General features: G+C 70.8%; 21 protein-coding genes. 11 read left to right on the top strand and 10 right to left on the bottom strand.

Features of this window, described 5'->3' with window-relative positions:
• Window positions 1-98 precede the first annotated feature (98 nt).
• Both AB0K67_RS34625 and AB0K67_RS34620 read right to left on the bottom strand, forming a co-directional pair.
• Window positions 99-2,039 carry a hypothetical protein gene (locus AB0K67_RS34625; protein WP_364068562.1) on the bottom strand — a complete coding sequence of 647 codons (1,941 nt, stop codon included), beginning with the start codon at window positions 2,037-2,039 and terminating at the stop codon, window positions 99-101.
• 194 nt (window positions 2,040-2,233) lie between these two features.
• Entirely contained in the window at window positions 2,234-3,436 is a 1,203-nt protein-coding gene (locus AB0K67_RS34620; protein ID WP_364068560.1) for a class I SAM-dependent methyltransferase, read from the bottom strand.
• A gap of 464 nt (window positions 3,437-3,900) precedes the next feature.
• Between AB0K67_RS34620 and groES the strand changes: the two genes are divergently transcribed.
• The 4 genes from groES to AB0K67_RS34600 all read left to right on the top strand — a co-directional run bounded on the left by groES (window position 3,901) and on the right by AB0K67_RS34600 (window position 8,071).
• Window positions 3,901-4,215 (top strand): co-chaperone GroES, encoded by a 315-nt coding sequence (gene groES, locus AB0K67_RS34615; protein ID WP_219545199.1) that lies wholly within the window; start codon window positions 3,901-3,903, stop codon window positions 4,213-4,215.
• Window positions 4,216-4,287: 72 nt separating this feature from the next.
• Window positions 4,288-5,907: a chaperonin GroEL gene (gene groL, locus AB0K67_RS34610; RefSeq protein WP_364068558.1), complete on the top strand. Its 1,620-nt coding sequence runs from the start codon at window positions 4,288-4,290 to the stop codon at window positions 5,905-5,907.
• Window positions 5,908-6,455: 548 nt separating this feature from the next.
• Window positions 6,456-7,070: a hypothetical protein gene (locus AB0K67_RS34605; RefSeq protein ID WP_364068556.1), complete on the top strand. Its 615-nt coding sequence runs from the start codon at window positions 6,456-6,458 to the stop codon at window positions 7,068-7,070.
• Between the two features lie 365 nt (window positions 7,071-7,435).
• On the top strand, window positions 7,436-8,071 hold the full coding sequence (locus AB0K67_RS34600; RefSeq protein WP_132334441.1) for a sigma-70 family RNA polymerase sigma factor: 636 nt from the start codon (window positions 7,436-7,438) through the stop codon (window positions 8,069-8,071).
• Between the two features lie 109 nt (window positions 8,072-8,180).
• Here the strand turns inward: AB0K67_RS34600 and AB0K67_RS34595 are convergent, their stop codons facing one another.
• Together AB0K67_RS34595 and AB0K67_RS34590 are read right to left on the bottom strand one after the other, a co-directional pair.
• Complete coding sequence (locus AB0K67_RS34595; protein WP_043623573.1) at window positions 8,181-8,558, bottom strand: DUF5319 domain-containing protein; 378 nt, start codon at window positions 8,556-8,558, stop codon at window positions 8,181-8,183.
• A 39-nt stretch (window positions 8,559-8,597) separates the two neighbouring features.
• Window positions 8,598-9,593 carry a helix-turn-helix domain-containing protein gene (locus tag AB0K67_RS34590; RefSeq protein WP_364068554.1) on the bottom strand — a complete coding sequence of 332 codons (996 nt, stop codon included), beginning with the start codon at window positions 9,591-9,593 and terminating at the stop codon, window positions 8,598-8,600.
• A gap of 590 nt (window positions 9,594-10,183) precedes the next feature.
• Between AB0K67_RS34590 and guaB the strand changes: the two genes are divergently transcribed.
• The 5 genes from guaB (at window position 10,184) to AB0K67_RS34565 (ending at window position 14,092) form a co-directional block, all read left to right on the top strand.
• Entirely contained in the window at window positions 10,184-11,665 is a 1,482-nt protein-coding gene (gene guaB / locus AB0K67_RS34585; protein WP_364068552.1) for an IMP dehydrogenase, read from the top strand.
• 4 nt (window positions 11,666-11,669) lie between these two features.
• A complete protein-coding gene (locus AB0K67_RS34580) occupies window positions 11,670-12,791 on the top strand; it encodes a GuaB3 family IMP dehydrogenase-related protein (RefSeq protein ID WP_364068550.1) in 1,122 nt (373 codons plus the stop codon).
• A gap of 464 nt (window positions 12,792-13,255) precedes the next feature.
• Window positions 13,256-13,507: a hypothetical protein gene (locus tag AB0K67_RS34575; protein WP_364068548.1), complete on the top strand. Its 252-nt coding sequence runs from the start codon at window positions 13,256-13,258 to the stop codon at window positions 13,505-13,507.
• Window positions 13,508-13,513: 6 nt separating this feature from the next.
• On the top strand, window positions 13,514-13,858 hold the full coding sequence (locus tag AB0K67_RS34570; protein WP_364068546.1) for a hypothetical protein: 345 nt from the start codon (window positions 13,514-13,516) through the stop codon (window positions 13,856-13,858).
• A 96-nt stretch (window positions 13,859-13,954) separates the two neighbouring features.
• Complete coding sequence (locus AB0K67_RS34565) at window positions 13,955-14,092, top strand: hypothetical protein (RefSeq protein ID WP_364068544.1); 138 nt, start codon at window positions 13,955-13,957, stop codon at window positions 14,090-14,092.
• Between the two features lie 7 nt (window positions 14,093-14,099).
• Here the strand turns inward: AB0K67_RS34565 and AB0K67_RS34560 are convergent, their stop codons facing one another.
• Genes AB0K67_RS34560 through AB0K67_RS34545 form a run of 4 tightly spaced genes read right to left on the bottom strand, consistent with a single transcriptional unit; the run spans window position 14,100 to window position 17,846 of the window.
• Complete coding sequence (locus tag AB0K67_RS34560) at window positions 14,100-14,927, bottom strand: class II fructose-bisphosphate aldolase (RefSeq protein WP_364068542.1); 828 nt, start codon at window positions 14,925-14,927, stop codon at window positions 14,100-14,102.
• 11 nt (window positions 14,928-14,938) lie between these two features.
• Window positions 14,939-15,844: a 1-phosphofructokinase family hexose kinase gene (locus AB0K67_RS34555; protein WP_364068540.1), complete on the bottom strand. Its 906-nt coding sequence runs from the start codon at window positions 15,842-15,844 to the stop codon at window positions 14,939-14,941.
• On the bottom strand, window positions 15,844-16,977 hold the full coding sequence (gene nagA / locus AB0K67_RS34550; RefSeq protein ID WP_364068538.1) for an N-acetylglucosamine-6-phosphate deacetylase: 1,134 nt from the start codon (window positions 16,975-16,977) through the stop codon (window positions 15,844-15,846). The genes AB0K67_RS34555 and nagA overlap by 1 nt, the downstream gene beginning before the upstream one ends.
• A complete protein-coding gene (locus AB0K67_RS34545; protein WP_364068536.1) occupies window positions 16,974-17,846 on the bottom strand; it encodes a sugar isomerase in 873 nt (290 codons plus the stop codon). Before AB0K67_RS34545 ends, nagA begins: the two co-directional genes overlap by 4 nt.
• Before the next feature lie 128 nt (window positions 17,847-17,974).
• On the opposite strand from AB0K67_RS34545, the gene AB0K67_RS34540 reads away from it, so the two are divergent.
• Both AB0K67_RS34540 and glpD read left to right on the top strand, forming a co-directional pair.
• On the top strand, window positions 17,975-18,745 hold the full coding sequence (locus AB0K67_RS34540) for a DeoR/GlpR family DNA-binding transcription regulator (protein ID WP_364068534.1): 771 nt from the start codon (window positions 17,975-17,977) through the stop codon (window positions 18,743-18,745).
• Window positions 18,746-18,854: 109 nt separating this feature from the next.
• Window positions 18,855-20,591 (top strand): glycerol-3-phosphate dehydrogenase, encoded by a 1,737-nt coding sequence (gene glpD, locus AB0K67_RS34535; RefSeq protein ID WP_364068532.1) that lies wholly within the window; start codon window positions 18,855-18,857, stop codon window positions 20,589-20,591.
• A 78-nt stretch (window positions 20,592-20,669) separates the two neighbouring features.
• Here glpD and AB0K67_RS34530 read toward each other — a convergent pair whose 3' ends face one another.
• A complete protein-coding gene (locus AB0K67_RS34530) occupies window positions 20,670-21,929 on the bottom strand; it encodes a S8 family serine peptidase (RefSeq protein ID WP_364068530.1) in 1,260 nt (419 codons plus the stop codon).
• A gap of 158 nt (window positions 21,930-22,087) precedes the next feature.
• The gene (locus tag AB0K67_RS34525; protein ID WP_364068528.1) at window positions 22,088-24,151 is read right to left on the bottom strand and encodes a beta-propeller domain-containing protein; all 2,064 of its coding nucleotides are present in this window, start codon (window positions 24,149-24,151) and stop codon (window positions 22,088-22,090) included.
• Between the last annotated feature and the right edge of the window lie 7 nt (window positions 24,152-24,158).

The following is a 24,158-nucleotide window of genomic DNA, read 5'->3' as shown; positions in this document are numbered from 1 at the left end:
CGCCCGTTTCTGCGGGACCCCTGCCCCCGCCCATGCCGCGCGGCGCGGGCACGGGCACGGGCGGGCGGAGGCGGGGCCGGTCCGTGGGGCTGCGGGGGTCAGTCCTTAGGGCGGGTCGGGCGGAGCAGGGCCTCGGCGAGCGCCAGCATGGTCTCCTCCAGCGCACTCAGCCGCTTGGCCAGCTCCTCGGCCGCGGGCTGCACGGCCCCGGACACCGCGCCCGACATCGTGCCCGCCAGCTCGTCGCCGTCGGGCCGCGAGCGCACCAGCTCGCTGAGCGCCTCCGTGGCGGCGGCCAGGCGCTCGGCCTGCTCGCCGGCCTGCGCCTTGATCAGCTCGGCCTGCTCGCTCACGTGGGTCTTGATCAGCTCGCCGATCTGCCCGGTCACCTGCTCGGTGACCTGCTCGGTGACCTGCTTCGTGACCCGGTCGGTGTGGTCGAGCGCGGCGGGCAGCTCGTCCACGCGGCGGCCGACCGCCTCGATGCGGTCGTCGACCGACTCCAGATGCTCACCGACCGACTCAAGGTGCTCGCCGGTCTGCTCGGCGCGCGCGGCCAGGCCGTTGAGCTGGGTGTCGATGCCACGGAACCGGCCGTCGATGCCGCCGAGCTGCCCGTCGAGCGCGTCGAAGCGGCTGCTGATGTGCTCTTCGGCCTCGACCAGGCGCTCGTCGATGGCGTCGACCTGGCTGTCCAGCCGGTTGAAGCGGCCTTCGTTGCGGGTCGCGATCTCGGCGGCGCGCTGCTCGCCTGCCTGCAGGCGCTCGTCGAGCGAGGCGAAGCGGGTGTCCATGCGGACGTCGATCGCGTCGAAGCGGTCGTCGTGGCGGCCGAGGTGGGCGTCGAGCGAGCCCAGCCGCTTGTCGACGGCGCCGAGCTGGCCGTCCATGGACGACAGCCGCTTGTCCACGCCGCCGATGCGGTCGTCGAGCCCGTCGAGCCTGGTGTCGATCTCGGCCAGGCACTCGTCGGCGGATTCGAGCCGGCTGTCGAAGCCGGTGAGCCGGGAGTCGAGGCCGGAAAGGCGGCCCTCGACGCGTTCGAGCCTGGCGTCCACGCCGCTGAGCCGGGCGGTGAGGCGCTGCTCGCTCTCGCCGAGCTGCACGGCGAGGTGCTGGTCGGTCTCGTCGAGGCGGGTGGCCAGGCGCTGCTCGACGCCCGCCAGGCGGGCTCCGGCCAGCTCGTCGGCCTCCTTGAGCCGGGCGACGAGCCGTTCGTCGGCCTCCAGCAGGGCCGTGGCGAGCCGCTGGTCGGTCTCGTCGAGGCGGGTGCTCAGCCGCTGGTCGGTCTCGCCGAGCCGGGCGGTGAGCCGCTGGTCGGTCTCGTCGAGCCGGGACGTCAGCCGCTTGTCGGTCTCGTCCAGCCGGGCCGCGAGGCGCTGGGCGGTGTCGTCGATCCTGCTGGTGAGGTGTTCCGACAGGTCGGATACGGCGACCTCGACCCGGTCCGTACGGGAGGTCAGCTCCGCCATCGACCGGTCGAGCCGGGTGAAACGCCCGGCCGCGGCCTCCATGCTGGCGTTGAGCCCCTTCAGGGTGGCGGCGAAGTCGGCCATGCCCTTGGTGATGCCGTCGGTGGTGTCGAGCACCGACTGGAGGCGGTTGAGCGCCTCGTCCACGCTCTCACCGACGGTGCCGAGGTCGGCCCACAGGCTGGGCAGGTCGGTGATGGGGGACATCCTGGCGTCCACCGAGCCGACCCTGTCGCCCACGGCGTCCACGTGGTCGCGTACGGCCTCGACGTGCTGGGCCAGGCCCTCCGCCCACATCGGCGGCTTGACGGCGATCTCGTCGAGCCGCCCGTTCACCGCCTCAAGGGAGCCGCTCAGCCCGCCGAGCTCGCGTTCGCGCACCTCGCGCAGCAGCCATTCCATGCCCTCAAGACGCTGGCGGATCTCGTCGAGCACCGCGCCCTGGGTGCGCTGCTCGTAGACGTGGTCCTGTGCGGCACGCGCGAGCAGGTCTCGCATCCTCTTGGGGACGACGTCGGCGTTGTACGCGCCCGATTGGAGAAGGGTGGTGTGGTTGGAATGGTCCACCGAAAGCTCCTTCGCTCGCCGACGGACTGCCGCGCAGTGGTCGGGTAGGTCCGGTTCATATCTGAAAGAGCGAGAACGCGGTTAACCGCAATAGGGGGAGAACTCCCGCCCGGCTACCTTAGCCGCTGGAGCAAGGTCCGTCAGACGCGAGGAGAAAGATCGAGGAAAACGGTTCGATGGCCGAATTTGGAGATTCAGGCAGGTGAGGAGGGCTTGCAGAGGATTACCGAGGGTTTGTCGAGAATCCTGGTCAGGACGATGACCATGGCGTTGTCGCCGCTGAGTCGCAAATCGGCGCGAAGGCGTTCGATGTCGACGGCGGAGCCGCGCTTCTTGATGGTGACATTGCCGATTTGTCGCTCTCGGAGGGCGGCGCGTAGCTTTTTCAGATTGAAAGGGATGACGTCCTCTATTTCGTATCTGGCGGCCCATGGGGTGTCCGTCGCGGCGTCGCTCGTCACGTACGCGATCATCGGGTCGAGCAGCCGCCCGCCGACCAGCTCGGCCACCTCACCGACGAGGTGCGCGCGCACGGCGGCGCCGTCGGGCTCGTACAGGTAGCGGCCGGGCGGGCCCACCGGAGCCGTGACGCCGGTGGCGGCCAGCTCGTGGCCGCCGGGCAGCAGCGTCGCGCGCCTGCCGCCGGTCACGCCGGCTCCCGCCCACAGCGTGGCCTCTTTGACCTCCCCCTTGTACGAGATCCACTCGGCCAGCGCGCCATCGGGGATGAACTCGTACGGGATGCCGGGAGCGACCTTGAGGCAGGCGAGACCGGCGCGCGAGACCAGGTCGAGCACCACCGGCCAGGGCGGCGAGTACGCCATGGGGTCGAACGTCCTGCCCTTGCCCGTGCGCCTGGCCGGGTCGGCGAACAGCACGTCGTACTCCTCGGGCCGCACCTCGGCCGCGTCGCCCACCCGCACCGTCACCCGGTCGCCCAGCCCGAACGCCTCCGCGTTCGCCCGCGCCACGGCCGCCGTCAGCGGGTCGGCGTCCACGGCCGTCACCGTGCACCCCGCCTTGGCCAGCGCGAGCAGGTCGCCGCCGATGCCGCAGCAGGCGTCGGCCACCCGCCCGCGCCCAGGAGTGATAAGGGTGAGCAGGCGGCGCGCGCGGTGCTCGGCGACCTCGGGGCGGGTGGCCTGTTCGAGGCCGTGCGGTGTGAAGAACATGCGGCCCGCGTCCGCGCCGAACTTGGCCCTGGCCCGCTGCCGCAGCCCCGCCTGGGTGAGCGCGGCGGAGGTCAGCGCCGCGTCGTACGTCTTGCGCAACGTCGTGGCCGCGGCCACCGGATCGGCCCCCACCAGCTCGCCCGCCTCGGCGAGCGCCCGCAGGCCGCGCGGGGTCAGCAGCTCGGTGAAGGCGTCGAGGTCCACGCCACCCGACGTTAGCGCCACGCGCGCCCTCCTCGGCACGAGGGCGCTTGCTCTTATGGGTAGAAAACGTGCGGGCGGGGTAGGGCAGGACACGCCGGGCGCTGTGCACGTACGGGCGGACGCGGTGCGGCGGTGGGGCGGGACACGCCGGGCGCCGCACACGTAGAAGACGGACGGATGCAGTGCGACGGTGGAGCAGGACACGCCGGGCGCCGCACACGTACAGATGGACGGACGCGGTGCGGCGGTGGGGCGGGACATCTCGGGCACGTGGGACACTGAACGAGGTCACAGGGCCTTTCCACGAGCCCCGATCGCTGTCGGCAGACGCGTTCGTGTTGACTGTCAAGCCCCTCTTGCATATGTTTCCTGTTGGCACTCTCCCCTTGAGAGTGCCAACGTGCGACGAGGCAGGTCTGACACCCGCGACGGCAGGCCCAGCTGGTCGCCTCTTCTAGATCATCGAAATCTGAAGGGGAGGTCCGATCGTGACGACCGCCACCAAGGTTCCCGTTAAGCCGCTCGGCGACCGCATCGTGGTTCAGCCGCTTGAGGCCGAGCAGACCACCGCGTCCGGCCTGGTCATTCCGGACACTGCCAAGGAGAAGCCGCAGGAGGGCAAGGTCCTGGCGGTGGGCCCCGGCAACTGGGACGAGGACGGCGAGAAGCGGATCCCGCTCGACGTCTCTGAGGGCGACATCGTCCTCTACAGCAAGTACGGCGGCACCGAGGTCAAGTACGGCGGCGAGGAGTACCTCGTGCTCTCCGCCCGCGACGTTCTCGCGATCATCGAGAAGTAAGCCGGATGTGTCGAGCCCCGGGCGCTCTTGAGGGCGGCCGGGGCTTTCGACGCTAGGAGAGGACTTTCAGCAATGGCGAAGATCCTGGAGTTCGACGAGGACGCCCGTCGCGCGCTCGAGCGCGGCGTCAACGCCCTCGCCGACGCCGTCAAGGTAACGCTCGGCCCGCGTGGCCGTAACGTCGTCATCGACAAGAAGTTCGGTGCGCCGACGATCACGAACGACGGTGTGACCATCGCTCGTGAGATCGAGCTGGAGGAGCGCTACGAGAACCTCGGCGCCCAGCTCGCCAAGGAAGTGGCCACCAAGACCAACGACATCGCGGGTGACGGCACCACCACCGCGACCGTCCTGGCCCAGGCCATGGTCCGTGAGGGCCTGCGCAACGTCGCCGCCGGCGCCTCGCCGCTGGCGCTCAAGCGCGGCATCGACAAGGCCGCCAAGGAGATCAGCGACCGCCTGCTGTCGAGCGCCCGCGAGGTCGCCGACAAGAACGAGATCGCCAACGTCGCGACGATCTCCGCGCAGGACGCGCAGATCGGCAACCTGATCGCCGAGGCCTTCGACAAGGTGGGCAAGGACGGTGTCCTCACCGTCGAAGAGTCCAATGCCATGGGCATGGAGCTCGAGTTCACCGAGGGCATGCAGTTCGACAAGGGCTACCTGTCGGCCTACATGGTGACCGACCCCGAGCGGATGGAGACCGTCCTCGAGGACGCCTACATCCTGCTCCACCAGGGCAAGATCTCCTCCATCGCGGACTTCCTGCCGCTGCTGGAGAAGGTCGCCCAGACCAAGAAGCCGCTGCTCGTGGTCGCCGAGGACGTCGAGGGCGAGGCCCTGGCCGTCCTGGTCACCAACAAGATCCGCGGCACCTTCACCTCCGTCGCCGTCAAGGCCCCGGGCTTCGGCGACCGCCGCAAGGCGATGCTGCAGGACATGGCCATCCTCACCGGCGGCCAGGTCGTCAGCGAGGAGGTCGGCCTCAAGCTGGAGCACGTCGGCATCGAGGTGCTCGGCACGGCCCGCCGCGTCGTCGTCACCAAGGACACCACGACCATCGTCGACGGCGCCGGTGACGCGCAGGCCATCGAGGACCGCATCAAGGAGATCAAGATTGCCATCGAGCAGTCCGACTCCGACTGGGACCGCGAGAAGCTGCAGGAGCGTCTGGCCAAGCTGGCCGGCGGTGTGTGCGTGCTGCGCGTCGGCGCCGCCACCGAGGTCGAGCTGAAGGAGAAGAAGCACCGCCTCGAGGACGCGATCTCCGCGACCCGCGCCGCCATCGAGGAGGGCATCGTCTCCGGCGGTGGCTCCGCGCTGATCCACGCCTCCAAGGACCTCGACGACCTCGGCCTGACCGGCGACGAGGCCACCGGCGTCAGCATCGTGCGCCGCTCGCTCGTCGAGCCCGCCCGCTGGATCGCCGAGAACGCCGGCCTCGAGGGCTACGTCGTGACCCACAAGGTCGCCGAGCTGGAGCCCGGCCACGGCCTCAACGCCGCGACCGGCGAATACGGCGACCTGATCGCCCAGGGCGTCATCGACCCCGTCAAGGTCACCCGCTCGGCCGTCCAGAACGCCGCTTCGATCGCGGGCATGCTGCTCACGACCGAGGCGCTCGTGGTGGACAAGCCCGAGGAGGAGGCTCCGGCCAACGGCCAGGGCCACGGTCACGGCCACGGCCACTGACCCTTCTCACTCCTTTCGCTGACCGTACGGCCCGCACCCTGCGTTGGGTGCGGGCCGTACGGCGTTTCCGGGACTTTCGGGTGTGCGGGTCTCGGGGTGTGCGGGTCTTGGGGTGTGCGGGAGATGGTCGGCGGGTGCCCCTCTGCGGAATCGCCCCTATAGCGGTATGCCGCAGGTCCTGCTGTGCGCGGAGGGCGAGGCGGGGGCTCCGCGCGGCGCTCGGCCGGGCTCCGCTCGGCTCGGCGACGAGCTGAGGCCGCGGCCTGCGGCGCGCTGGCATTGCGGCTTGCGGTCTGCGGCGTGTCGGCATTGCGGTCTGCGGCGTGCTGTTTCCGCGGTCTGTGGGGCGGGCCGACCCTGCGGTCTGCGGCGGCGTCCTGCGGTCCGGCGGCAGTGCCTCGGGGTGTGGCTTTCGGGGGGCGTGTTCTCAGGAGCGGGCCGCCGGGCTGGGGTGAGGGGGGCGGAGGCGAGCACGTACGCTGGGCGGCGGTTCCGGCGGTGTGCGGTCGGTTCGTGTGCGGGTCGTCGACGCGAGGAGGTGGCGGGGCGTGTTGTACGAGCGGGCGGTGGAGCGGTTGCGCAGGCTGGCGCGGGCGTGCGAGCAGACCCGGAAGGTGCGGGCGGACGAGCCGTTCCTGCGCGCTGCGTACGTGTTCGGCGACCTGCTGGACGGGGCCGATCCCGTCGAGTGCCTTGAGGTGGCGTTCATGCTGAACCTGCCCGGCGAGGAGGTGGCGTGGGGCACGCAGCCGCCGGGGACCGCCTGGCTGGTGGACTTCCTGGAGCTGGACAAGGGCGGGGTGGCCTACGTCTGGCGGTCCCGCGAGGATCCGGTGGCCAACCATCACATCCGGGAACCGGTGCGCTTCTGGTCGCTGGACGGAGTCGAGGAGGGTGTGCTCGCGGCGCTGGCGGAGCGGAGGTTCGGCGAGGTACGTGCGGCGGCCTCGGCGAGCGGTGCCGCGGGCGGCGGGGTGGCCGACATCGAGGCGGAGTTGCGTACGGCGCTGGAGCACCTGAGGGCGGTGCACGAGGCGTACTGGGACCGCCGTTGGCGACGTGCGCACAGGGGAGTGGGCCGCTATCCCGAGCATCACCTGTGGGAGGCCGTCCAGGGCTATCTGGAGCTGCTGGACGCACGCCACGGCCCACGCCGCGACTGAGCCGTGGGGGAGCGGGGCGCTCATGCGGGCCCCGGCAGGGCCCACGCGCTGCTTGCGCTCGGCGGGCGGTGGGGTCGGGTGCGGGGCTGTGGTGATAGGCCAGGGCTGGCGGGGGTCGGAGCTGTGGGGGCTTATCGGGTGATGGGGGAAAATGGGCGGAAAGGTGGATTATTGGTCGTAAACCAAGAGCAGGTGATAAGCGTCGGGGGCTATGACAAATGTCTTGCATTCCGGGTAATCAGGTGAAATATTATGCCAGCATAAAGGCTTAGTGTGGCCATCCGATTACTGCTCGTTATCGTCGCTTCAATGTGACCAATCCGTAGCCATTCGCCATGACGACAGGCCGGATCAGTACGGGCATCATGCCTATCGTGAGCGAGGGAAGCGTCGCCGACGCCAAAATTGGGGTAAGGCTCGCGTCGAGACTTCCGGCACGGACGGATGACTCCGACCTTAGGGAACTGACGAGCCTCGCCGTACAGGGGGATCGCAGCGCGATCGAATCCCTGCTCGGCGAGTTGCGTCCGATGGTGGTGCGGTATTGCCGCGCCAGGCTGGGCAGGGTTTCAGGGCAATATCACATTGCCGATGACGTCGCCCAAGAGGTGTGCATCGCCGTGTTGTCCGCGCTGCCGCGATACCGCGACATGGGGCGGCCGTTCGCGTCGTTCGTGTTCGGGATCGCCTCGCACAAGGTGGCAGATGCGCTCCGCAGCTCGGTACGGTCGGCCGTGCCGACACAGGATCTGCCCGACGGCCCTGATGACGGTCCGGGGCCCGAGGAGACGGTGGTCCGCTACATCGAAGTGGAGCACGCCAGGCGCCTGCTCGCCCGGCTGCCCGAGAACCAGCGGGAGTTGCTGCTGCTGCGAGTGGTGTCGGGACTCTCGGCCGAGGAGACCGGTAATGTACTCGGCATGTCACCGGGTGCGGTACGCGTCGCCCAGCATCGAGCGCTGGCCAGGCTGCGGCAGATGGCCGAGCTGGAGTCGGCTTGACCCCAGAGGACGAGACCGACGCGCTGCTCGACGCGCTCGGTCGCGGAGAGATGCCCGATCCGTGTGATCCCGCGGTGCGGCTGCTGGCCGCGCTACGGGATGACGTGGCTCAGCGGCGCTCCTCCGTGTCGATGACACCGTCGACGTAGCCTCGGGCGTAGTCCCAGCTGACGTAGTCGGCGGGGTCGGGATGGAAGGCCGGCTCGTGCACCTGCGGCTGGCCTTTTTCGATCATTTGCTTCAGGTTGCCGCGCAGCAGCTCCCAGTCGAAGAAGTGCTGCTCGCCGCACTCCGGGCAGTCGAGTACGAGCCCCAGCACCCCCTGCGGTTCGAGCAGGGAACGGAAGACCTCGACGTCGGCGAGGTCGGTGATGGCCTCGTCGCGTTCGGCGGCCGTGAGCGGCTCGGCATCGTCGAGTGCGCCCATCGCTGCCGATGGGTCGTTCGGATCGTCCGCGAACGGATCGCGGGGAACGTCTTCCAGCACCTTCCCACCATATGACCGATGCGGCCCGCGCGGTGAGTATTAGCTCAGCCATCCGCGCCTGGCGGCCTCCACACCTGCGTGGAAGCGGGATTGGGCGCCCAGCTCGGTCATGGCGTCGGACCATCGGGCGCGTACGGTCCTGACGGAGACGCCGAGCCGGCGGGCGATGGAGTCGTCGCACAGGCCCTGGGCCGCCAGGCGCAGGACCTGCATGACGCCGTCGGTCCTGGGTGCCCACGGCAGCGGCTGAGCGCGGGCCCACAGCTCCTCGAACAGCGTGCTCAGCACGCCCACGACGACGGAGGTACGTACGAGATAGAAGGTGTAGGCGTGGTCGGGGAGGTTGCCACCCCAGTACGCGGGCAGCCCGGCCATCTCGGAGCCCACGGTCATGAACCAGCTCGGCACCCGGTCGAGCGTGCGCGCCTGGCCGCCCGCCTCGATGACGTTGGAGATCTGGTCGCGCACCTCGGGGATGGCGAGCGTGGACACCGGAATGATGGCACGTACGGTAAGAAGGTTTCGTTTCTGCGCGTCAATCCAAGGATCCGCGAATTTACGCGCAAAATCGGTCATGGTGCGCTCGTCGGGAATCGCGGTCAGTAATGGCATCGGCGGGGCGGGTGACTGCACCGCGATGCCGCTGACGCTTTCGTACAGGATGTCCGAACCGCTCGCCATCTCGACCGTGAAAGGGCCGTTGCGCAGGTCGCGCCCGGCGTCGTAATCCCGGATCAGGCTGCGGATCGAGCCGAGCGCGGAGTCGATCCTGCGGCTCTCCTCGGCGAGCCGGTCGAGGCGCTCGGCGATGACCCTGCCGAGCGCGGCCGCGGGATGTCTGGCCAGGTACTGGCCGGAACGCTCGTCGATGACGCCCATCTTCACCAGGTCGTCGAGCTGGCGGCCGACCTTCTCGATCGGGCCGTCCATCGCCTGGGCGAGGTCCGATCGGGTCGCCCTGTGCAGGCGCAGCACCGCGGTGTAAAGGGCGGTCTGGGCCGAGTCGAGACCCAGCGTCTCGAAGGGATCGGACACAGTGGGAGACTCGTCGGGCATTATGGGCGGCTCCGTAGGGGGGACACGGGCGTGCCGCGAGGATAACTCCGCCATCCACGCCTGTCCCGCCGTTTCGCGTACTCGATCCGGCTCGATGCGGCGGAGTTGCAGCTTCGTGCAGTTGCACGTTTGCACATTGCTAAACGCCGCTCTGTAACGCACGCTTTACCTAGCGTCGGCATTCAGCGATGGGCGCGGCGGCGCCGGCCATCAGGACGCGGAGGGGGGTTCGGTGGTGCGGAGCGCCGCCTGCCCGGATGCCGATGGCCCGGAGGCGGGACGGATCACCGACCGTCCCGTCCCCGGGCGCTTTCCGATGCCGGGAGTACGAAGGCCGTGGGGGCTTTCGTCCTCCCGGCATCCGTGCGTTCAGGTCCCGCAAGCCCCAGTACCAGGTCCCCGGAAGCCTCGGCACCTGTCCGTGCGCGCTCCACGTCCTCCTGCCCCGTCCCTCCTGTGCCGGGGCGTCCTCGTACGAAGCGGGCAGGCCGCCTCCCTGCATCAATGCGTTTGGAGGCAGGCCCTAGACTTAGCTCAATCACGCGTGCGAGGCAGGGAGGGGCCGCGGCATGTCCAAGTTCACCGAGATGGGTCTGACCTTCGATGACGTGCTGTTGGTGCCCGCATATTCAGATCTCCAGCCGGGCGAGGCCGACACCACGGCCCGCCTGTCGCGCAACATCACGCTGCGGATCCCGCTGATCTCGGCGGCCATGGACACCGTGACCGAGGCCCGCATGGCGGTCGCGATGGCCCGGCAGGGCGGCATCGGCATCCTGCACCGCAACCTGTCGGTCGACGAGCAGGCCCAGCAGGTCGACCTGGTGAAGCGGTCAGAGGCCGGCATGGTCACCAACCCGGTGACGTGCAGCCCCGACGACACGCTCGCCGACGTCGAGCGGCTGTGCGCGACGTACCGGATCTCCGGCGTGCCCGTCACCGACGAGTCGGGCACGCTCGTCGGCATCGTGACCAACCGCGACATGCGCTTCGAGACCGACCAGACGCGGCCCGTCCGCGAGGTCATGACGAAGATGCCGCTGGTCACCGCGCCGGTCGGGGTCTCGCGCGACGAGGCGTTCGCGCTGCTGCGACGCAACAAGGTCGAGAAGCTGCCGCTGGTCGATCCCGACGGCCGGCTGCGCGGCCTGATCACGGTCAAAGACTTCACCAAGAGCGAGCAGTACCCGCTGTCCACCAAAGACGCCGACGGCCGGCTGCTGGTCGGCGCCGCGGTGGGCGTCGGCGGTGACGCCGAGGTGCGGGCCAAGGCGCTGATCGAGGCCGGCGTCGACGTGATCGTCGTCGACGTGGCGCACGGCCACTCCAAGGGCCTGGCCGACATGATCGCCAAGATCAAGGCCAACAGCAGCGTCGACGTCATCGGCGGAAACGTCGCCACCAGGGCCGGCGCGCAGATGCTGGTCGACGCGGGCGCCGACGCCGTCAAGGTCGGCGTGGGCCCCGGCTCCATCTGCACCACCCGCGTCGTCGCCGGAGTCGGCGCGCCGCAGATCACGGCCATCTACGAAGCGTCCAAGGCGTGCGCGCCCGCCGGGGTGCCGGTCATCGGCGACGGTGGCCTGCAGTACTCCGGCGACATCGCCAAGGCCATCGCCGCCGGCGCCGACACCGTCATGCTGGGCTCGCTCCTCGCCGGCTGCGAGGAATCGCCCGGTGAGCTGATCTTCATCAACGGCAAGCAGTTCAAGTCGTACCGTGGCATGGGGTCGCTCGGCGCCGTACGCAACCGCGAGCGCGGCGGCACCTCCTTCAGCAAGGACCGCTACGCGCAGGCGGACGTCGGCGGCGAGGACAAGTACATCCCCGAGGGCATCGAGGGTCAGGTCCCCTACCGCGGGCCGGTCGCCGCCGTCGCCCACCAGCTCGTCGGCGGTCTGCGCCAGGGCATGTGGTACGCGGGCTGCCGCACCATCGAGCAGATGCACACCGACTGCGAGCTCATGCCGATCACCGCGGCGGGCCTCAAGGAGAGCCACCCCCACGACATCCAGATGACCGTGGAAGCTCCGAACTATCACAGAAGGTAAGTTCATGACTCAGCAGGTGGAGATCGGCCGGGGGAAGACCGGGCGGAGGGCGTACTCGCTCGACGAGATCGGTTTGGTGCCCTCGCGGCGCACCCGCGACCCGGAGGAGGTGTCGATCGCCTGGCAGATCGACGCCTACCGGTTCGAGCTGCCCGTGGTCGTCGCTCCCATGGACAGCGTGGTCTCGCCGGCCACCGCCATCGAGATCGGCCGGCTCGGCGGGCTCGCCCCGCTCGACCTCGAAGGGCTCTGGACGCGCTACGAGGACCCGCTGCCGCTGCTTGAGGAGTGCGCCGCCCTCGACCAGCAGGCGGCCACCAAGCGGCTCCAGGAGATCTACGCCGCGCCCATCCAGGAGGAGCTGATCGGCCGCAGGATCGAGGAGATCCGCGCGTCCGGGGTGACCACGGCCGTACGCCTGTCGCCGCAGCGCACCGTGCAGTACCACAAGGCCGTCATCGACGCGGGCGTCGACATCTTCGTCATCCGCGGCACCACGGTCTCGGCCGAGCACGTCTCGGGGCGGGCCGAGCCGCTCAACCTCAAGCAGTTCATCTACGAGCTCGACGTGCCGGTCATCGTGGGCGGCTGCGCGACCTACACCGCCGCGCTGCACCTGATGCGCACCGGTGCGGCCGGCGTGCTCGTCGGCTTCGGCGGCGGCGCCTCCCACACCACCCGCAACGTCCTGGGCGTGGCCGTGCCGATGGCGACCGCGATCTCCGACGTGGCGGCGGCTCGGCGCGACTACCTGGACGAGTCCGGCGGCCGCTACGTCCACGTGATCGCCGACGGCGGCATGGGCACCTCCGGCGACATCGCCAAGGCCATCGCCTGCGGGGCCGACGCCGTCATGGTGGGCTCGCCGCTGGCGCGCGCCGTCGAGGCCCCCGGCCACGGCTTCCACTGGGGCTCCGAGGCGCACCACCCCGACCTGCCGCGCGGCCGCCGCGTCCACTTCGGCACGGTCGGCACGCTGGAGCAGATCCTGCACGGGCCGTCCAGCGTGGCCGACGGGTCGATGAACCTCATGGGCGCGCTGAAGCGCACCATGGCCTCCACCGGCTACTCCGACATCAAGGAGTTCCAGCGGGTCGAGGTCGTCGTGGCGCCCATCCAGCGCTGAGTACGTCGAGCGCGAGGCGCCGGGGGTTCGGCGCTTCGCGCTGGTTCCGGCACCTTCCGCTTCTCTGGCACCGCAGGCCCACCGCCTGCGGTGCTTCTCTTTTCGGCCGGCGTCTTTGCTGTGCGCCGTGATTTGTGGTCTGGTCGTCGCCTCTTCCGGCCCTCTGGGGGTGATGGAGGGGCGCTGTCTGCGGTGCTCGCGTCTGGGCTGCTGTCTTCGCTGTGCGCCGTGGTTCGCGGTCTGGCCGTTGTCACTCCTGGTCGTGCGGGGGTGGTGGGGAGGGGCGCTGTCTGCGGTGCGTGCGTTCGAGCTGCCGCTTTCGCTGGGTGCCGTGGTTTGCGGCGCGTCGCCTTCCCGGAGTGGTGTTGGGCTTGGTGCGATGCTGGGGCCAAGGGTGGATATGCCGGGGTTTGGGGGCTGATGCCCGTGTGCGTGGAAGGGGGGCGCCGATAGAGTGCCTGTCCATGGATTCGGAATCACTCGAAGACAGGGTCAAGCGGCTCGAACAGCAGGTGGCCTCGCTCCAGCAGTACCTCGGCATCCGGCTCGACGACAGCGGTGAGCTGCGGCTGTCGCCGGAGTTTCATGCGGCGGTGCGCGACGGCAAGCTGGTCAAGGCCATCGCGATCTACCGTAAGGAGACCGGGGCCTCGCTGGTGAACGCCAAGAAGGCGGTGGAGGCGATGCAGCGCCGCCAGGACGCGATCGAACGCTGAGCGCGGATGGCCGACCTCACCCACACCCACGCACTGACGTACGAGGGCGGCCGGGTCGTCAAGCGCTACGTCGAGCCCAAGCCCGGCGCGGCCGAGCGGGAGTGGCGGGCGCTGACCGTCCTCGCCGAGCACACCCCCGGCCTCGCCCCCGAGCCGATCGCGTACGAGGACGGCGTGGTGACGATGTCGCGGCTGGACGGGGTGCCGCTGCGCGGCATGGGTGGGGCGCAGGTGCGCCGAGTGGCGGCCCAGGGGCGCTCAGGCGGACCTGGCCGTCAAGGAGGGCCTGCGCTGGCTGGAGAGCCGGACGCCCGGCGAGCAGGGCGTCACGCCCGCGTTCAGCACGGGTGACGGCGACCTCGCCAACTTCCTCTGGACGGCACGAGCGTCCGCATCGTCGACTTCGAGGACTCAGGCCGCAGCGACCTGGCGTACGAGGTGGCCGAGATGGCCGAGCACGTGTCGATGTGGGTGGACGGCGAGATCGACATCTTGGCGGACATCTTGGCGGACATCGTGGCGGGCATCGTGGCGGGCATCGTGGCGGGCATCGTGGCGGGCATCGCGGCGCGCGACCCGCAATGACCCCCGTCTACGACGGGTTGAGGACGCCGAGCAGGTGGGTGACCTCGCGGGCGACCGCGTCGCGGCCCGCTTTGAGGTACTTGCGCGAGTCCACCACCCGCTCATCGTGGGCCAGGTAGTCGCGGACGGCCCCGGTGAACGCCTTGTTCAGGTGTGTGGCGATGTTGATCTTCTTCATGCCCCGCCGTACGGCCTCGCGCAGCACGTCATCAGGCACCCCCGAGGAGCCGTGCAGCACCAGCGGCACCGGCACGGCGGCCCGTAGCTCGGCGATGAGGTCGAGGTCGAGCACCGCGTCCTTGGTGGTCATGGCGTGGGAGGTGCCGACGGCCACGGCCAGCGCGTCGACGCCGGTCCGCGCCACGTAGTCGGCGGCCTCGTGCGGCTTAGTGCGCGCGCCGGGCGCGTGCACGCCGTCCTTGCCCCCGACCTCGCCCAGCTCGGCCTCCACCCACACGCCGCGCTCGTGGCACCAGGCGGCGACCTCGGCGGTGCTCGCGACGTTCTCCTCGTCGGGCAGGGCGGAGGCGTCGTACATGACCGAGCCGAGGCCGAGGCCGACGGCCTCTTCGACGAGCGCCCGGTCGGTGGCGTGGTCGAGATGCACGGCGACCGGCACCTCGGCGCGGCGGGCGACGGCGAGCGCGGCCAGCGCGATGGGTTCGAGCGCGCCGTGGTAGCGCACGCAGTTCTCGCTGATCTGCAGCACGACGGGCAGGCCGAGCGCCTCGGCACCGGCGACGATGGCGGTGGCGTGTTCGAGCTGGATGACGTTGAACGCGCCCACCCCTGCGGGTGACCGGGTCACGATGTCGCCGATGGGGGCGAGGGGCATGGCGGGCTCCTTCAGCTGATGGTGATCTGCGGGTGGATGTCGGCGTACACGTCGGGGGCGAACTCGCCGGCGACGGGCGTGGCGACGGCGGCGGCGCCGAGCGCGGCGGCGCGGCGCAGGCGTTCCGGCCAGGGCTCGCGTTCGACGAGGCCGAGGGCGAGACCGGCGACGAGCGAGTCGCCCGCTCCTGTGGGGTTGCCGTGCACGGCGTACGGCATGCGCGCGCGGAAGGTGCCCTCGCCGGTGACGGCCAGCAGCCCGCCCGCGCCCATGGACACGACCACCGCCTCGGCCCCCTGCCCGCGCAGGGCCTCCGCGCCCTCTGCTGGGCTGCCGGGCACGGCCCTGGCCAGCTCCTCGGCGTTGGGTTTCAGGATGGACGGCCGCCCCTTGGTCGCGTGGCGCAGCGGCTCGCCGTCGGCGTCCACAATGGCGGGCACGCCCAGGGAGGCGGCGACGGCGGCGAGCGTGGCGTAGGCGTCGGACGGCACGCCGCGCGGCAGGCTGCCGGAGAGCACGACCGCGTCGGCCCCGGCCAGCAGGGACTCGTAGTAGCGGGTGAACCCGGCCAGCTCGGCGGCGCTCACCTCGGGCCCCGGCTCGTTGAACAGCGCCGTGCGGCCCGCGTCGGGGTCGGTGACGGCGAGCGTGGTGCGGGAGTCGGCGGCGACCGCGTACAGGTCGTGGGGGATGCCGGCGGCCCGCAGGTCGGCTTCGATCGCCTGGCCGGTCGGACCACCGGCCAGGCCGGTGACCAGCACGTCGCGGCCGAGCGCGCGCAGCACCCTGGCGACGTTCACGCCCTTGCCCCCGGCCCGCCGGTGCACGCCGGCCACGCGGTTGACGCCGTCCCAGTCGGCGCCGGGCACCCGGTAGGTGGTGTCGAGGGCGAGGTTGAGGGTCACCGTGACGATCATCAGGGCTCCATGATCCAGACGCCGTCTTTCAGCACGCCGTCGACCTGCAGGGAGTCGGAGAGCACGACCAGGTCGGCGGCCTTGCCGACGGCGATCGAGCCGATGCGGTCGGCCAGGCCGAGCACGCGGGCGGGGGTCAGCGAGGTCACCTGTACGGCGTCCGGCAGCGACATGCCGAGCTCCTGGACCGCGCGGCGGAAGGCGACGTCCATGGTGAGCGTGGAGCCCGCGATGGAGCCGCCCTCGGCCAGCCTGGCCACGCCGTCGCGCACGTGGACCTGCATCGGGCCGAGCACGTAGTCGCCGTCGCCGAGCCCGGTGGCGGACATGGCGTCGGTGACGAGCATCGTGCGGCCCGGCCCGGCCACCTCGTACGCCAGCCGCAGCATGGCCGCGTGGACGTGGACCCCGTCGTTGATCAGCTCGACCGTCACCCGCTCGTCGTCGAGCAGCGCCGCTACCGGGCCGGGTGCGCGGTGGCCGAGCGGTGGCATCGCGTTGTAGAGGTGGGTGGCCACGGTGGCGCCCGCGTCGATGCCGGCGATGGTCTGCTCGTAGTCGGCGTCGCTGTGTCCGATGGCGGCGATGACGCCTTCGTCCGCGGCCATCCTGATCGTGTCGAGCGCGCCGGGCAGCTCGGGCGCGATCGTCACCATGCGGGCGTGCCCGCGCGCGGCCTTGACCAGCCCGGCGAACTCCTGCGGTGAGGGCTCGCGCAGCAGCGTGGGGTCGTGGGCGCCGCAGCGGGCCTTGGCGATGTACGGGCCCTCGAAGTGCACACCGGCCAGCAGGCCCTCGTCGCACAGCTCGGCCAGCGCGGCGGCCGCCCTGGTCAGGCCCTCGACGGTGTCGGTGACGAGGCTGGCCACGGTCGTGGTGGTGCCGTGGCGGCGGTGCAGCGCCACGGCGTCGCGCGCCTTGTCCTGCTCACCGGTGGGGAACGAGCCCCCCGCGCCCCCGTGGTTGTGCACGTCCACGAACCCTGGGACCACGTGGCGCCCGCCCAGCCGCAGGCCGGGTCCGGGGGCGGCGCCGTGGCCGACATGCGTGATGCGGCCGTCTTCGATGGTCAGCCACCCCTCGTGAACTCCCTCGGGCGTCACGATCCTGGCGTCGGCAAGAGTAAGGCTCATGAAGAAAGGATCACAGATCGCGTGAGGTGCATGGGCTCGTCGGGGTCGAGCCCGCGCGCGAAGGCACGGGCCACGGCGACCCGCTGGACGCGGATCAGCTCGGCCATCGGGTCGAGCGCGCCCTCGATGAACGTGCCGCCGGTCGCCTCGACCTGGGCGCGCAGGCCCTCGGGCGCGGTGCCGAGCATCCACGTCACCCGGCCGGGGCCCGCGATGCTGATCGGGCCGTGACGGTACTCCATCGCCGGATACGCCTCCGTCCACGACCTGGACGCCTCGCGCATCTTCAGCGCCGCCTCCTGGGCGAGGCCGACCGACCAGCCGGTGCCGAGGAAGCTGAACTGCTCGGCGTTCACCAACTGGTCGGGCAGCGGCTCGGCGACGGCCCGCTCGGCGTCGGCGATGGCCTGGGTGAGGTCCTCGCCGAGGCTCGCGCGGAGCATGGCGAGCTGGGTGGTGGCGAACCTGGTCTGCACGACGGACTTCTCGTCGGCGTAGTCGAGCACGATCAGGTCCTGCGCGGCGTCCTTGATCGGCGTGTTGGGGTCGGCGGTGACGGCCGTGGTCCTGGTGTCGATCCTGCCGAGCAGGTCGAGCACCTCGGTCGTGGTGCCGGAACGGGTCAGCGCGAGCACCCGGTCGTAGCGGCGGCCCGCGGGGAACTCGGAGGCGGCGAACGCGTCGGTCTCGCCGTGCCCGGCCCGCTCGCGCAGCGCCGCGTACGCCATCGCGATGAACCACGACGTACCGCAGCCGACCACGGCGACCCGCTCACCCCGGGCGGGGAGCGCGTCGGCGGGGACGTTCGCCACGGCGCGCCGCCAGCACGACGGCTGGGACGCGATCTCGGCTTCGGTGTGGGTGGTCACCACTTACCTCCAAGCTTGATTGTTTCTGCGTTTTTTATAGCAGAAAACGGCAAAAATGAACATCGGTGGCTCTGGGGTCCCAGGTTGTGCCACGCTTGCTCCTGACCTCATCCCCTTAGGAGGCCGACGTGTCCCGCTACGACCGCTGGAACGCCATCCTCGAACTGCTGGCGCAGGAGGGCAGGCTGTCGGTGGAGGAGGCCGCGCAGGCGCTGGACGTCTCCACCGCCACGATCAGGCGGGACTTCGACCAGCTCGCCCAGCAGCAGATGCTCATGCGCACGCGCGGCGGCGCGGTGTCGCAGAGCGTCAGCTACGACCTGCCGCTGCGCTACAAGACCGCGCGGCACGCCGACGAGAAGCACCGCATCGCCGCGGCGGCGGCCGAGCTGGTCTCGCCCGGGGCGGTCGTCGGGCTGAACGGCGGCACCACCACCTCCGAGCTGGCCCGCACGCTCGCCACGCTGCCCGCGCTGGAGAGCGGCTTCACGATCGTCACGAACGCGCTCAACATCGCCTCCGAGCTCACCGTCCGCAAGCACGTCAAGATCGTGGTGACCGGCGGGGTGGCGCGGCCGCAGTCGTACGAGCTGATCGGCCCGCTCTCCACCGGCGTGCTGGAGCAGGTGACGCTCGACGTCGCCTTCCTCGGCGTGGACGCGCTCGACGTCGGGCTCGGCGCGTCCGCGCACCACGAGGGCGAGGCCAGCGTCAACAACCTGCTGATCAGCCGGGCCGCCCAGGTCGTGGTGGTGGCCGACTCCTCCAAGATCGGCAGGCGGGCGTTCTCCCGGATCTGCCCCATCGAGCGGATCGACACCCTCGTCACCGACGCCCGGCTCAGTGACGATCTCGCCGCCCGGCTCACCGAGGCGGGCGTGAAGGTCGTACGCGCCTGAAAGCGGCCTCCCCTCGGGCCTGAGCGCGGCTCCCGGCATAAAGCGTTACAGGTCGGACGCTGTGCGGGTAGGTACCAGGAACAGCGACAAAGCCGTTTCAGGGGGAAATATGGCGTCGGGAAAGTGCGCGGCCCGTCTCGGGCCCGCCGAACGGGCCGAGGCGCTGGAGCGCATGAGGGTCCAGGAACTCGACGTCGTCGTGGTAGGCGGCGGCGTCGTGGGTGCCGGCATCGCGCTCGACGCGGTGACCAGGGGCCTTGACGTGGGGCTCGTGGAGGCGCGGGACTTCGCCTCCGGCACGTCGTCACGTTCGTCCAAGCTCATCCACGGTGGCCTGCGCTACCTGGAGCAGCTCAACTTCGACCTGGTACGCGAGGCGCTGCAGGAACGCGCCCTGCTGCTCCAGCGCATCGCGCCCCACCTGGTCAGGCCCGTGCCGTTCCTGTTCCCGCTGACCCACTTCGGGTGGGAGCGCCCGTACGTGGGCGCCGGCGTCATGCTGTACGACACGCTCGGCTTCGCGACCGGCCTGACCCGCGGCGTGCCGGGGCACCGGCACCTGTCGAGGAAGCGGGCGCTGCGCCTTGCCCCCTCGCTGAAGAAGAGCGCATTCACCGGCGCCATCCAGTACTGGGACGCCCAGGTGGACGACGCCCGCTACGTCGTGACCACGCTGCGCACCGCCGCCACCTACGGCGCGCACATCGCGCAGCGGACCCAGGTCGTCGGATTCCTGCGCGAGGGCGAGCGGGTCACCGGCGTGCGGGTGCGCGACCTGGAGACTGGCGACGAGTTCGACGTACGCGCCAGGCAGGTGGTCAACGCGACCGGCGTGTGGACCGACGACATCCAGGAGCTGGTGGGCGGCAGGGGGCAGATCCACGTACGCGCCTCCAAGGGCATCCACCTGGTCGTGCCGCGCGACCGCATCCAGTCGCTGACCGGCATCATCCTGCGTACGGAGAAGTCGGTGCTGTTCGTCATCCCGTGGGGCCGCCACTGGATCATCGGCACCACCGACACGGAATGGACGCTCGACAGGAGCCATCCGGCCGCCTCCCGCGCCGACATCGACTACCTGCTCGACCACGTCAACGCGATCCTGTCGGTGCCGCTGACCCGCGACGACGTCGAGGGCGTCTACGCGGGGCTGCGGCCGCTGCTGTCGGGCGAGTCCGACGAGACGTCCAAGCTGTCCAGGGAGCACGTGGTCGCCCACCCCGTGCCCGGCCTGGTGATGGTGGCCGGGGGCAAGTACACGACGTACCGGGTGATGGCGCGCGACGCGGTGGACGCGGTGGCGCACGGCCTCGACTACCGGGTGCCGCAATCGTGCACCGACCGCATCCCGCTGGTCGGCGCCGAGGGCTTCCAGGCGCTGTGGAACTCCCGGCACCGCCTCGCCCAGGAGTCGGGGCTGCACGTGGCCAGGATCGAGCACCTGCTGCACCGCTACGGCTCGCTCATCGACGACATCCTGGAGCTGGTCGAGCAGGACCCGTCGCTGGGCCGCCCGCTGGACGGGGCCGACGACTACCTGCGCGCCGAGATCGTCTACGCCGCCACCCACGAGGGGGCCAGGCACCTCAACGACGTGCTGACCCGGCGTACCCGCATCTCCATCGAGACCTTCCACCGCGGGGTCGGGGTGGCGCGCGAGGCGGCGGAGCTGCTGGCCGGGCCGCTCGGCTGGGACGGCGAGCAGGTCAAGCGCGAGGTCGAGTACTACACCAAGCGGGTGGAGGCGGAACGGCGCTCGCAGGAGCAGGACTCCGACCAGGAGGCCGACGCGATCAGGCTGGGCGCGCCGGAGATCGTCCCGGTGGTGGCGCCGGAGAACGCCTAGGGCAGGGCGGTCCGCGGCGCTGCGGTTGTCCGCGGACCGCCCTCATCCGAGGTGGTTCTGCGTCAGGCGCGCCCCGGCTCAGGCCAGGTTGTAGACGCCGGCGTCGTGCACGTCGAGCAGGGGCTCCTTGACGCCGTCACCGGAGTCGTCGGTCCAGTCGGAGTTGCCGGTCGAGATCAGCGTGCTGCGCACGGCCAGCGAGCCTGCCCGCGTGGTCGGCTTGGCCGACCCCGAGGTGAGCAGGGCCGCCGCGCCCGCGACGTGCGGGCTGGCCATCGAGGTGCCGCTGATCGTGTTGTAGCCGCCGCCGGGCCACGTCGAGTAGATGCAGGTGCCGGGCGCGGTGATCTCCACGGTGGAGCCGTAGTTGGAGTAGAAGGCGAGGGTGTCGTCCTGGTCGGACTCGCTGCGGCAGGACAGCGTGCTGCCGCCCTGGCCGCCGGCCTGCCCGTCGTTGTCGGTCAGCGCGGAGACGGTGACCACGTCGGGGTGGTTGGCCGGGAAGAACGAGGCGGTGTTGGCGCTGCTGTTGCCCGCGGCCACCACGACCACGATGCCGGCGTTGACCGCGTTCGTGATGGCGCTGCTGATCGCGCTGCTGGAGCAGCCGCTGCAACCGAGGCTGAGGTTGATGACCTCGATGGTGGAGCTGCGCGCCACCACCCAGTCGATGCCGGCCGCGATGCCCGCGAGCGAGCCTGAGCCGGAGGCGTTGAGCACCTTGACCGCGTGGATGCGCGCGCCGGGTGCGACGCCGACCGGGCCGATCGCGTTGTCGATCGCGCCGATGGTGCCGGCGACGTGGGTGCCGTGGCCGTTGTCGTCGGTGCCGGAGTTGTTGATGCAGAGGCCGATCACGCAGTTGGTCCTGGCGACCACGTTCAGGTCGGGGTGGCTCTGGTCGACGCCGCTGTCCACCACGGCGACGTCCACGTCCACGCGGCGGTCGTCGGTGCCGTCGATGTCGAGGTTGGGGTTGTCCGGGCCGAAGATCCGGCTCACGCCGGTCGGGATGGTCTGGGCGAAGTGGGTGACCACGGCGTCGGGCTCCACGCTGAGCACGCTCGGGTCCTTCTTGAGCTTCTCGGCGGCGGCGGCGCTCAGCTTCGCGGTGTAGCCCTTGAACGCGTGCTGGTAGACGCCGACCAGCTCGCCGCCGAGCTGCGACACCTGGGTCTCGGCCGCGCCGCGCGGCGCGCGCAGCGACGGGTTGAGCTGGACGATGTACGTGCCTTCCTGAGCGGCCTCAGGCGGCTCTGCCGCGGAGGCGGGCAGCGGCGCCGCGGCTAACGCGAGCGCGCTGAGCAGCGATGCGAGCAGGGGGGTGCGTGATCGCATGGCAGCGTGGGGCCCTTTCTCGTGAAGGCGGACCGGCGGTGGCTCGTGACGGGCGCGCCGTGTCCGACAAGACGGTGTAAGCGAATTTTTCACCGGTTGTCGGGATAAGTCCATAAAAAAGGTGCCGGTTCATTTGCGAACCGGCACCTTTTGGTTGCTCAACGAAGCGGGATCCACACTTGTGAATCGAGCGTCTCCATGTCGTTGACCTGGACGCCTTCATACGACACTGTCCAGATCGAGTCGCCGATGACCAGCGAGCGTTCGATACCCGGCCGGTATGGGTACTCGCCGCGCCGCTCCGGATGCTCGATCATGCCCAGCCGCCGTACCTCCTTGTCGTCGATCCTGAGCACCAGCGCGCCCGACTTGTCCGGCTGCACCAGCGGCACCACCGCGAGACCGGTCTTCGGCCAGTACAGGAACGCGTGCGGGTCCCACTCCGCGCCCGAGCCCGAGTCGCGCTGGAAGAACTGCGACAGCCGGCGCGGCGCCGCCGGGTCGCTCACGTCGAACAGCGACACCTGCGTGCCCAGCGTCCTGCCCTTCTCGCTGGCCTCCTGGCCGATGCCGATCAGCCGGCCGTCGGCGGCGGGATGCAGGTACGCCGAGTACCCGGTGATCTTCAGCTCGCCCGTCACCCGGGGATGTGCGGGGTCGCGCAGGTCGAGCGTGTAGAGCGGGTCCACCTGGCGGAACGTCACGCAGTAGCCGACCGGGCCGATGAAGCGCACCGAGTAGATGCGCTCGCCCTTGCCGAGGCCGCCGACCTCGCCCACCTTCTCCATGGTGTCGGCCTTGAGCACGTAGACCGCGCTGGAGCTGTCGCGGCCGTCGGACCGGTTGAGCGTGGTGGCCACGCGGAGGTGGCCGTCGTGCTCGGAGAGCGCGTACTGGTTGAGCAGCCGGCCGGGCACCTTGTCCGAGGCCACGTACGCGGGCGCGCCTGGCTTCGTGATGTCGAAGCGGTGCACCTCCGTCTCCTCGGGCGGCTGCGCGGGGGTGGGCTCCGGCGTGGGCGTTTCCGCGGGCACCGTCTCGACCGGCACCGTCTCGGCCGGCACCGTCTCGGCCGGCACCGTCGCGGCCGGCGTGCTCCCTGTGGTGGTCGGCGCGATCGGCGGGTCGGTCACCGTCGGCTCCTCCGCCGGGGCCACGGCCGTCGGGCGAGGCGAGGGCGGCGGCGGAAGCCGTCGCACCACGGGGAACCACCAGCGCGGGTTGCTGGCCACGTACAGGCTCTGGCCGGTGCCGTAGACGATGTCGCCGTCGGCGGCCAGCGTGATCGGGTCGGTGCCCGCCGCCGTGATGCCCTGGGCCAGGTCGATCGTGTGCACGGTCAGCATCGAGGTGCCGGTGTAGTCGGCGGGGTGGCTGACCCGCTCGCACGGCACCCGGCTCTGCGTGGTCCTGCCGGACGCGTCGGTGATCTCGATCCTGGGCAGCCACGCCTCGGCTGGGGCGTTCGCGATGACGGCCCGGTTCGCCGCGATCAAGTCCGATTCGCTGCTGCCAGGGCGCCGCTCGTGGAAGACGACGTCGGGCCGGCTGCGGGTGACGAGGCGGACGGTGGAGCCGACCAGCCGCGCGTCCACGTACGATCCCTGCGGCTTGATCGTGCCCAGCACCTTCGGCTCGCCCGCGAGGTCCACCAGCACGTACCGGGTGTCGCCCACCGGACCCCCGGCGATCCGCTTGTACATGATGTCCCCGCCGGCCATCAGCACCAGCGCCCGGTCGCCCGACACCAGCAGGTCCGCGGGGAAGCCGGAGCCGCCCTCGCCCTCGGTCAGCCGGAGCGAGGCGGTGATCTTCCTGGTGGCCGTGTCGATGACGCGCAGGGTGCCGTCGGTGACGGTGATGAGCCGCTCGCCGTCGGTCTTGACCAGGTCGGGCTCGTCCACGCCCGCCTCGTGCACGTTCGTCGTCGAGTGCTCGGGCGACTGCGTGACCGCACGCGCTTTGGCCTCGCTGCGCACGCTGTCCTGCCCGACCATCATCGGCATCGCGTCGCCGAAGCCGTAGGGCCCGACGTTGGCCGCGCTGCGCTCGCGCAGCTCCTCCAGCAGGTCGTCGCACCCGTCGTACGCCACCAGGCGCACCGCGCCGAGGCTCGTCCTCACCGGCGGCGGGCCCTGGTCTCCACCCGGCGACGTGGTGCAGGCGGCCGTGACCGCGGCCAGCGCGGCGGCCGCCACGGTCGTGCGGATCAGCGTGTTCATGCCCCCC

Origin of the sequence: Nonomuraea sp. NPDC052634 (genome assembly GCF_040678535.1) — a bacterium.
Lineage (GTDB): Bacteria > Actinomycetota > Actinomycetes > Streptosporangiales > Streptosporangiaceae > Nonomuraea > Nonomuraea fastidiosa.
The sequence above is the reverse complement of the archived record's forward strand: the minus strand, read 5'-3'. Positions and strand labels throughout refer to the sequence as shown.

Bases quoted from the DNA above. Each gene is read 5' to 3' on its own strand.
- groL (WP_364068558.1), top strand. From the start codon at position 4,288: ATGGCGAAGATCCTGGAGTTCGACGAGGACGCCCGTCGCGCGCTCGAG.
- AB0K67_RS34600 (WP_132334441.1), top strand. From the start codon at position 7,436: ATGCCTATCGTGAGCGAGGGAAGCGTCGCCGACGCCAAAATTGGGGTA.
- guaB (WP_364068552.1), top strand. From the start codon at position 10,184: ATGTCCAAGTTCACCGAGATGGGTCTGACCTTCGATGACGTGCTGTTG.
- AB0K67_RS34580 (WP_364068550.1), top strand. From the start codon at position 11,670: ATGACTCAGCAGGTGGAGATCGGCCGGGGGAAGACCGGGCGGAGGGCG.
- AB0K67_RS34575 (WP_364068548.1), top strand. From the start codon at position 13,256: ATGGATTCGGAATCACTCGAAGACAGGGTCAAGCGGCTCGAACAGCAG.
- AB0K67_RS34570 (WP_364068546.1), top strand. From the start codon at position 13,514: ATGGCCGACCTCACCCACACCCACGCACTGACGTACGAGGGCGGCCGG.
- AB0K67_RS34565 (WP_364068544.1), top strand. From the start codon at position 13,955: ATGGCCGAGCACGTGTCGATGTGGGTGGACGGCGAGATCGACATCTTG.
- AB0K67_RS34560 (WP_364068542.1), bottom strand. From the start codon at position 14,927: ATGCCCCTCGCCCCCATCGGCGACATCGTGACCCGGTCACCCGCAGGG.
- AB0K67_RS34555 (WP_364068540.1), bottom strand. From the start codon at position 15,844: ATGATCGTCACGGTGACCCTCAACCTCGCCCTCGACACCACCTACCGG.
- nagA (WP_364068538.1), bottom strand. From the start codon at position 16,977: ATGAGCCTTACTCTTGCCGACGCCAGGATCGTGACGCCCGAGGGAGTT.
- glpD (WP_364068532.1), top strand. From the start codon at position 18,855: ATGGCGTCGGGAAAGTGCGCGGCCCGTCTCGGGCCCGCCGAACGGGCC.
- AB0K67_RS34530 (WP_364068530.1), bottom strand. From the start codon at position 21,929: ATGCGATCACGCACCCCCCTGCTCGCATCGCTGCTCAGCGCGCTCGCG.
- AB0K67_RS34525 (WP_364068528.1), bottom strand. From the start codon at position 24,151: ATGAACACGCTGATCCGCACGACCGTGGCGGCCGCCGCGCTGGCCGCG.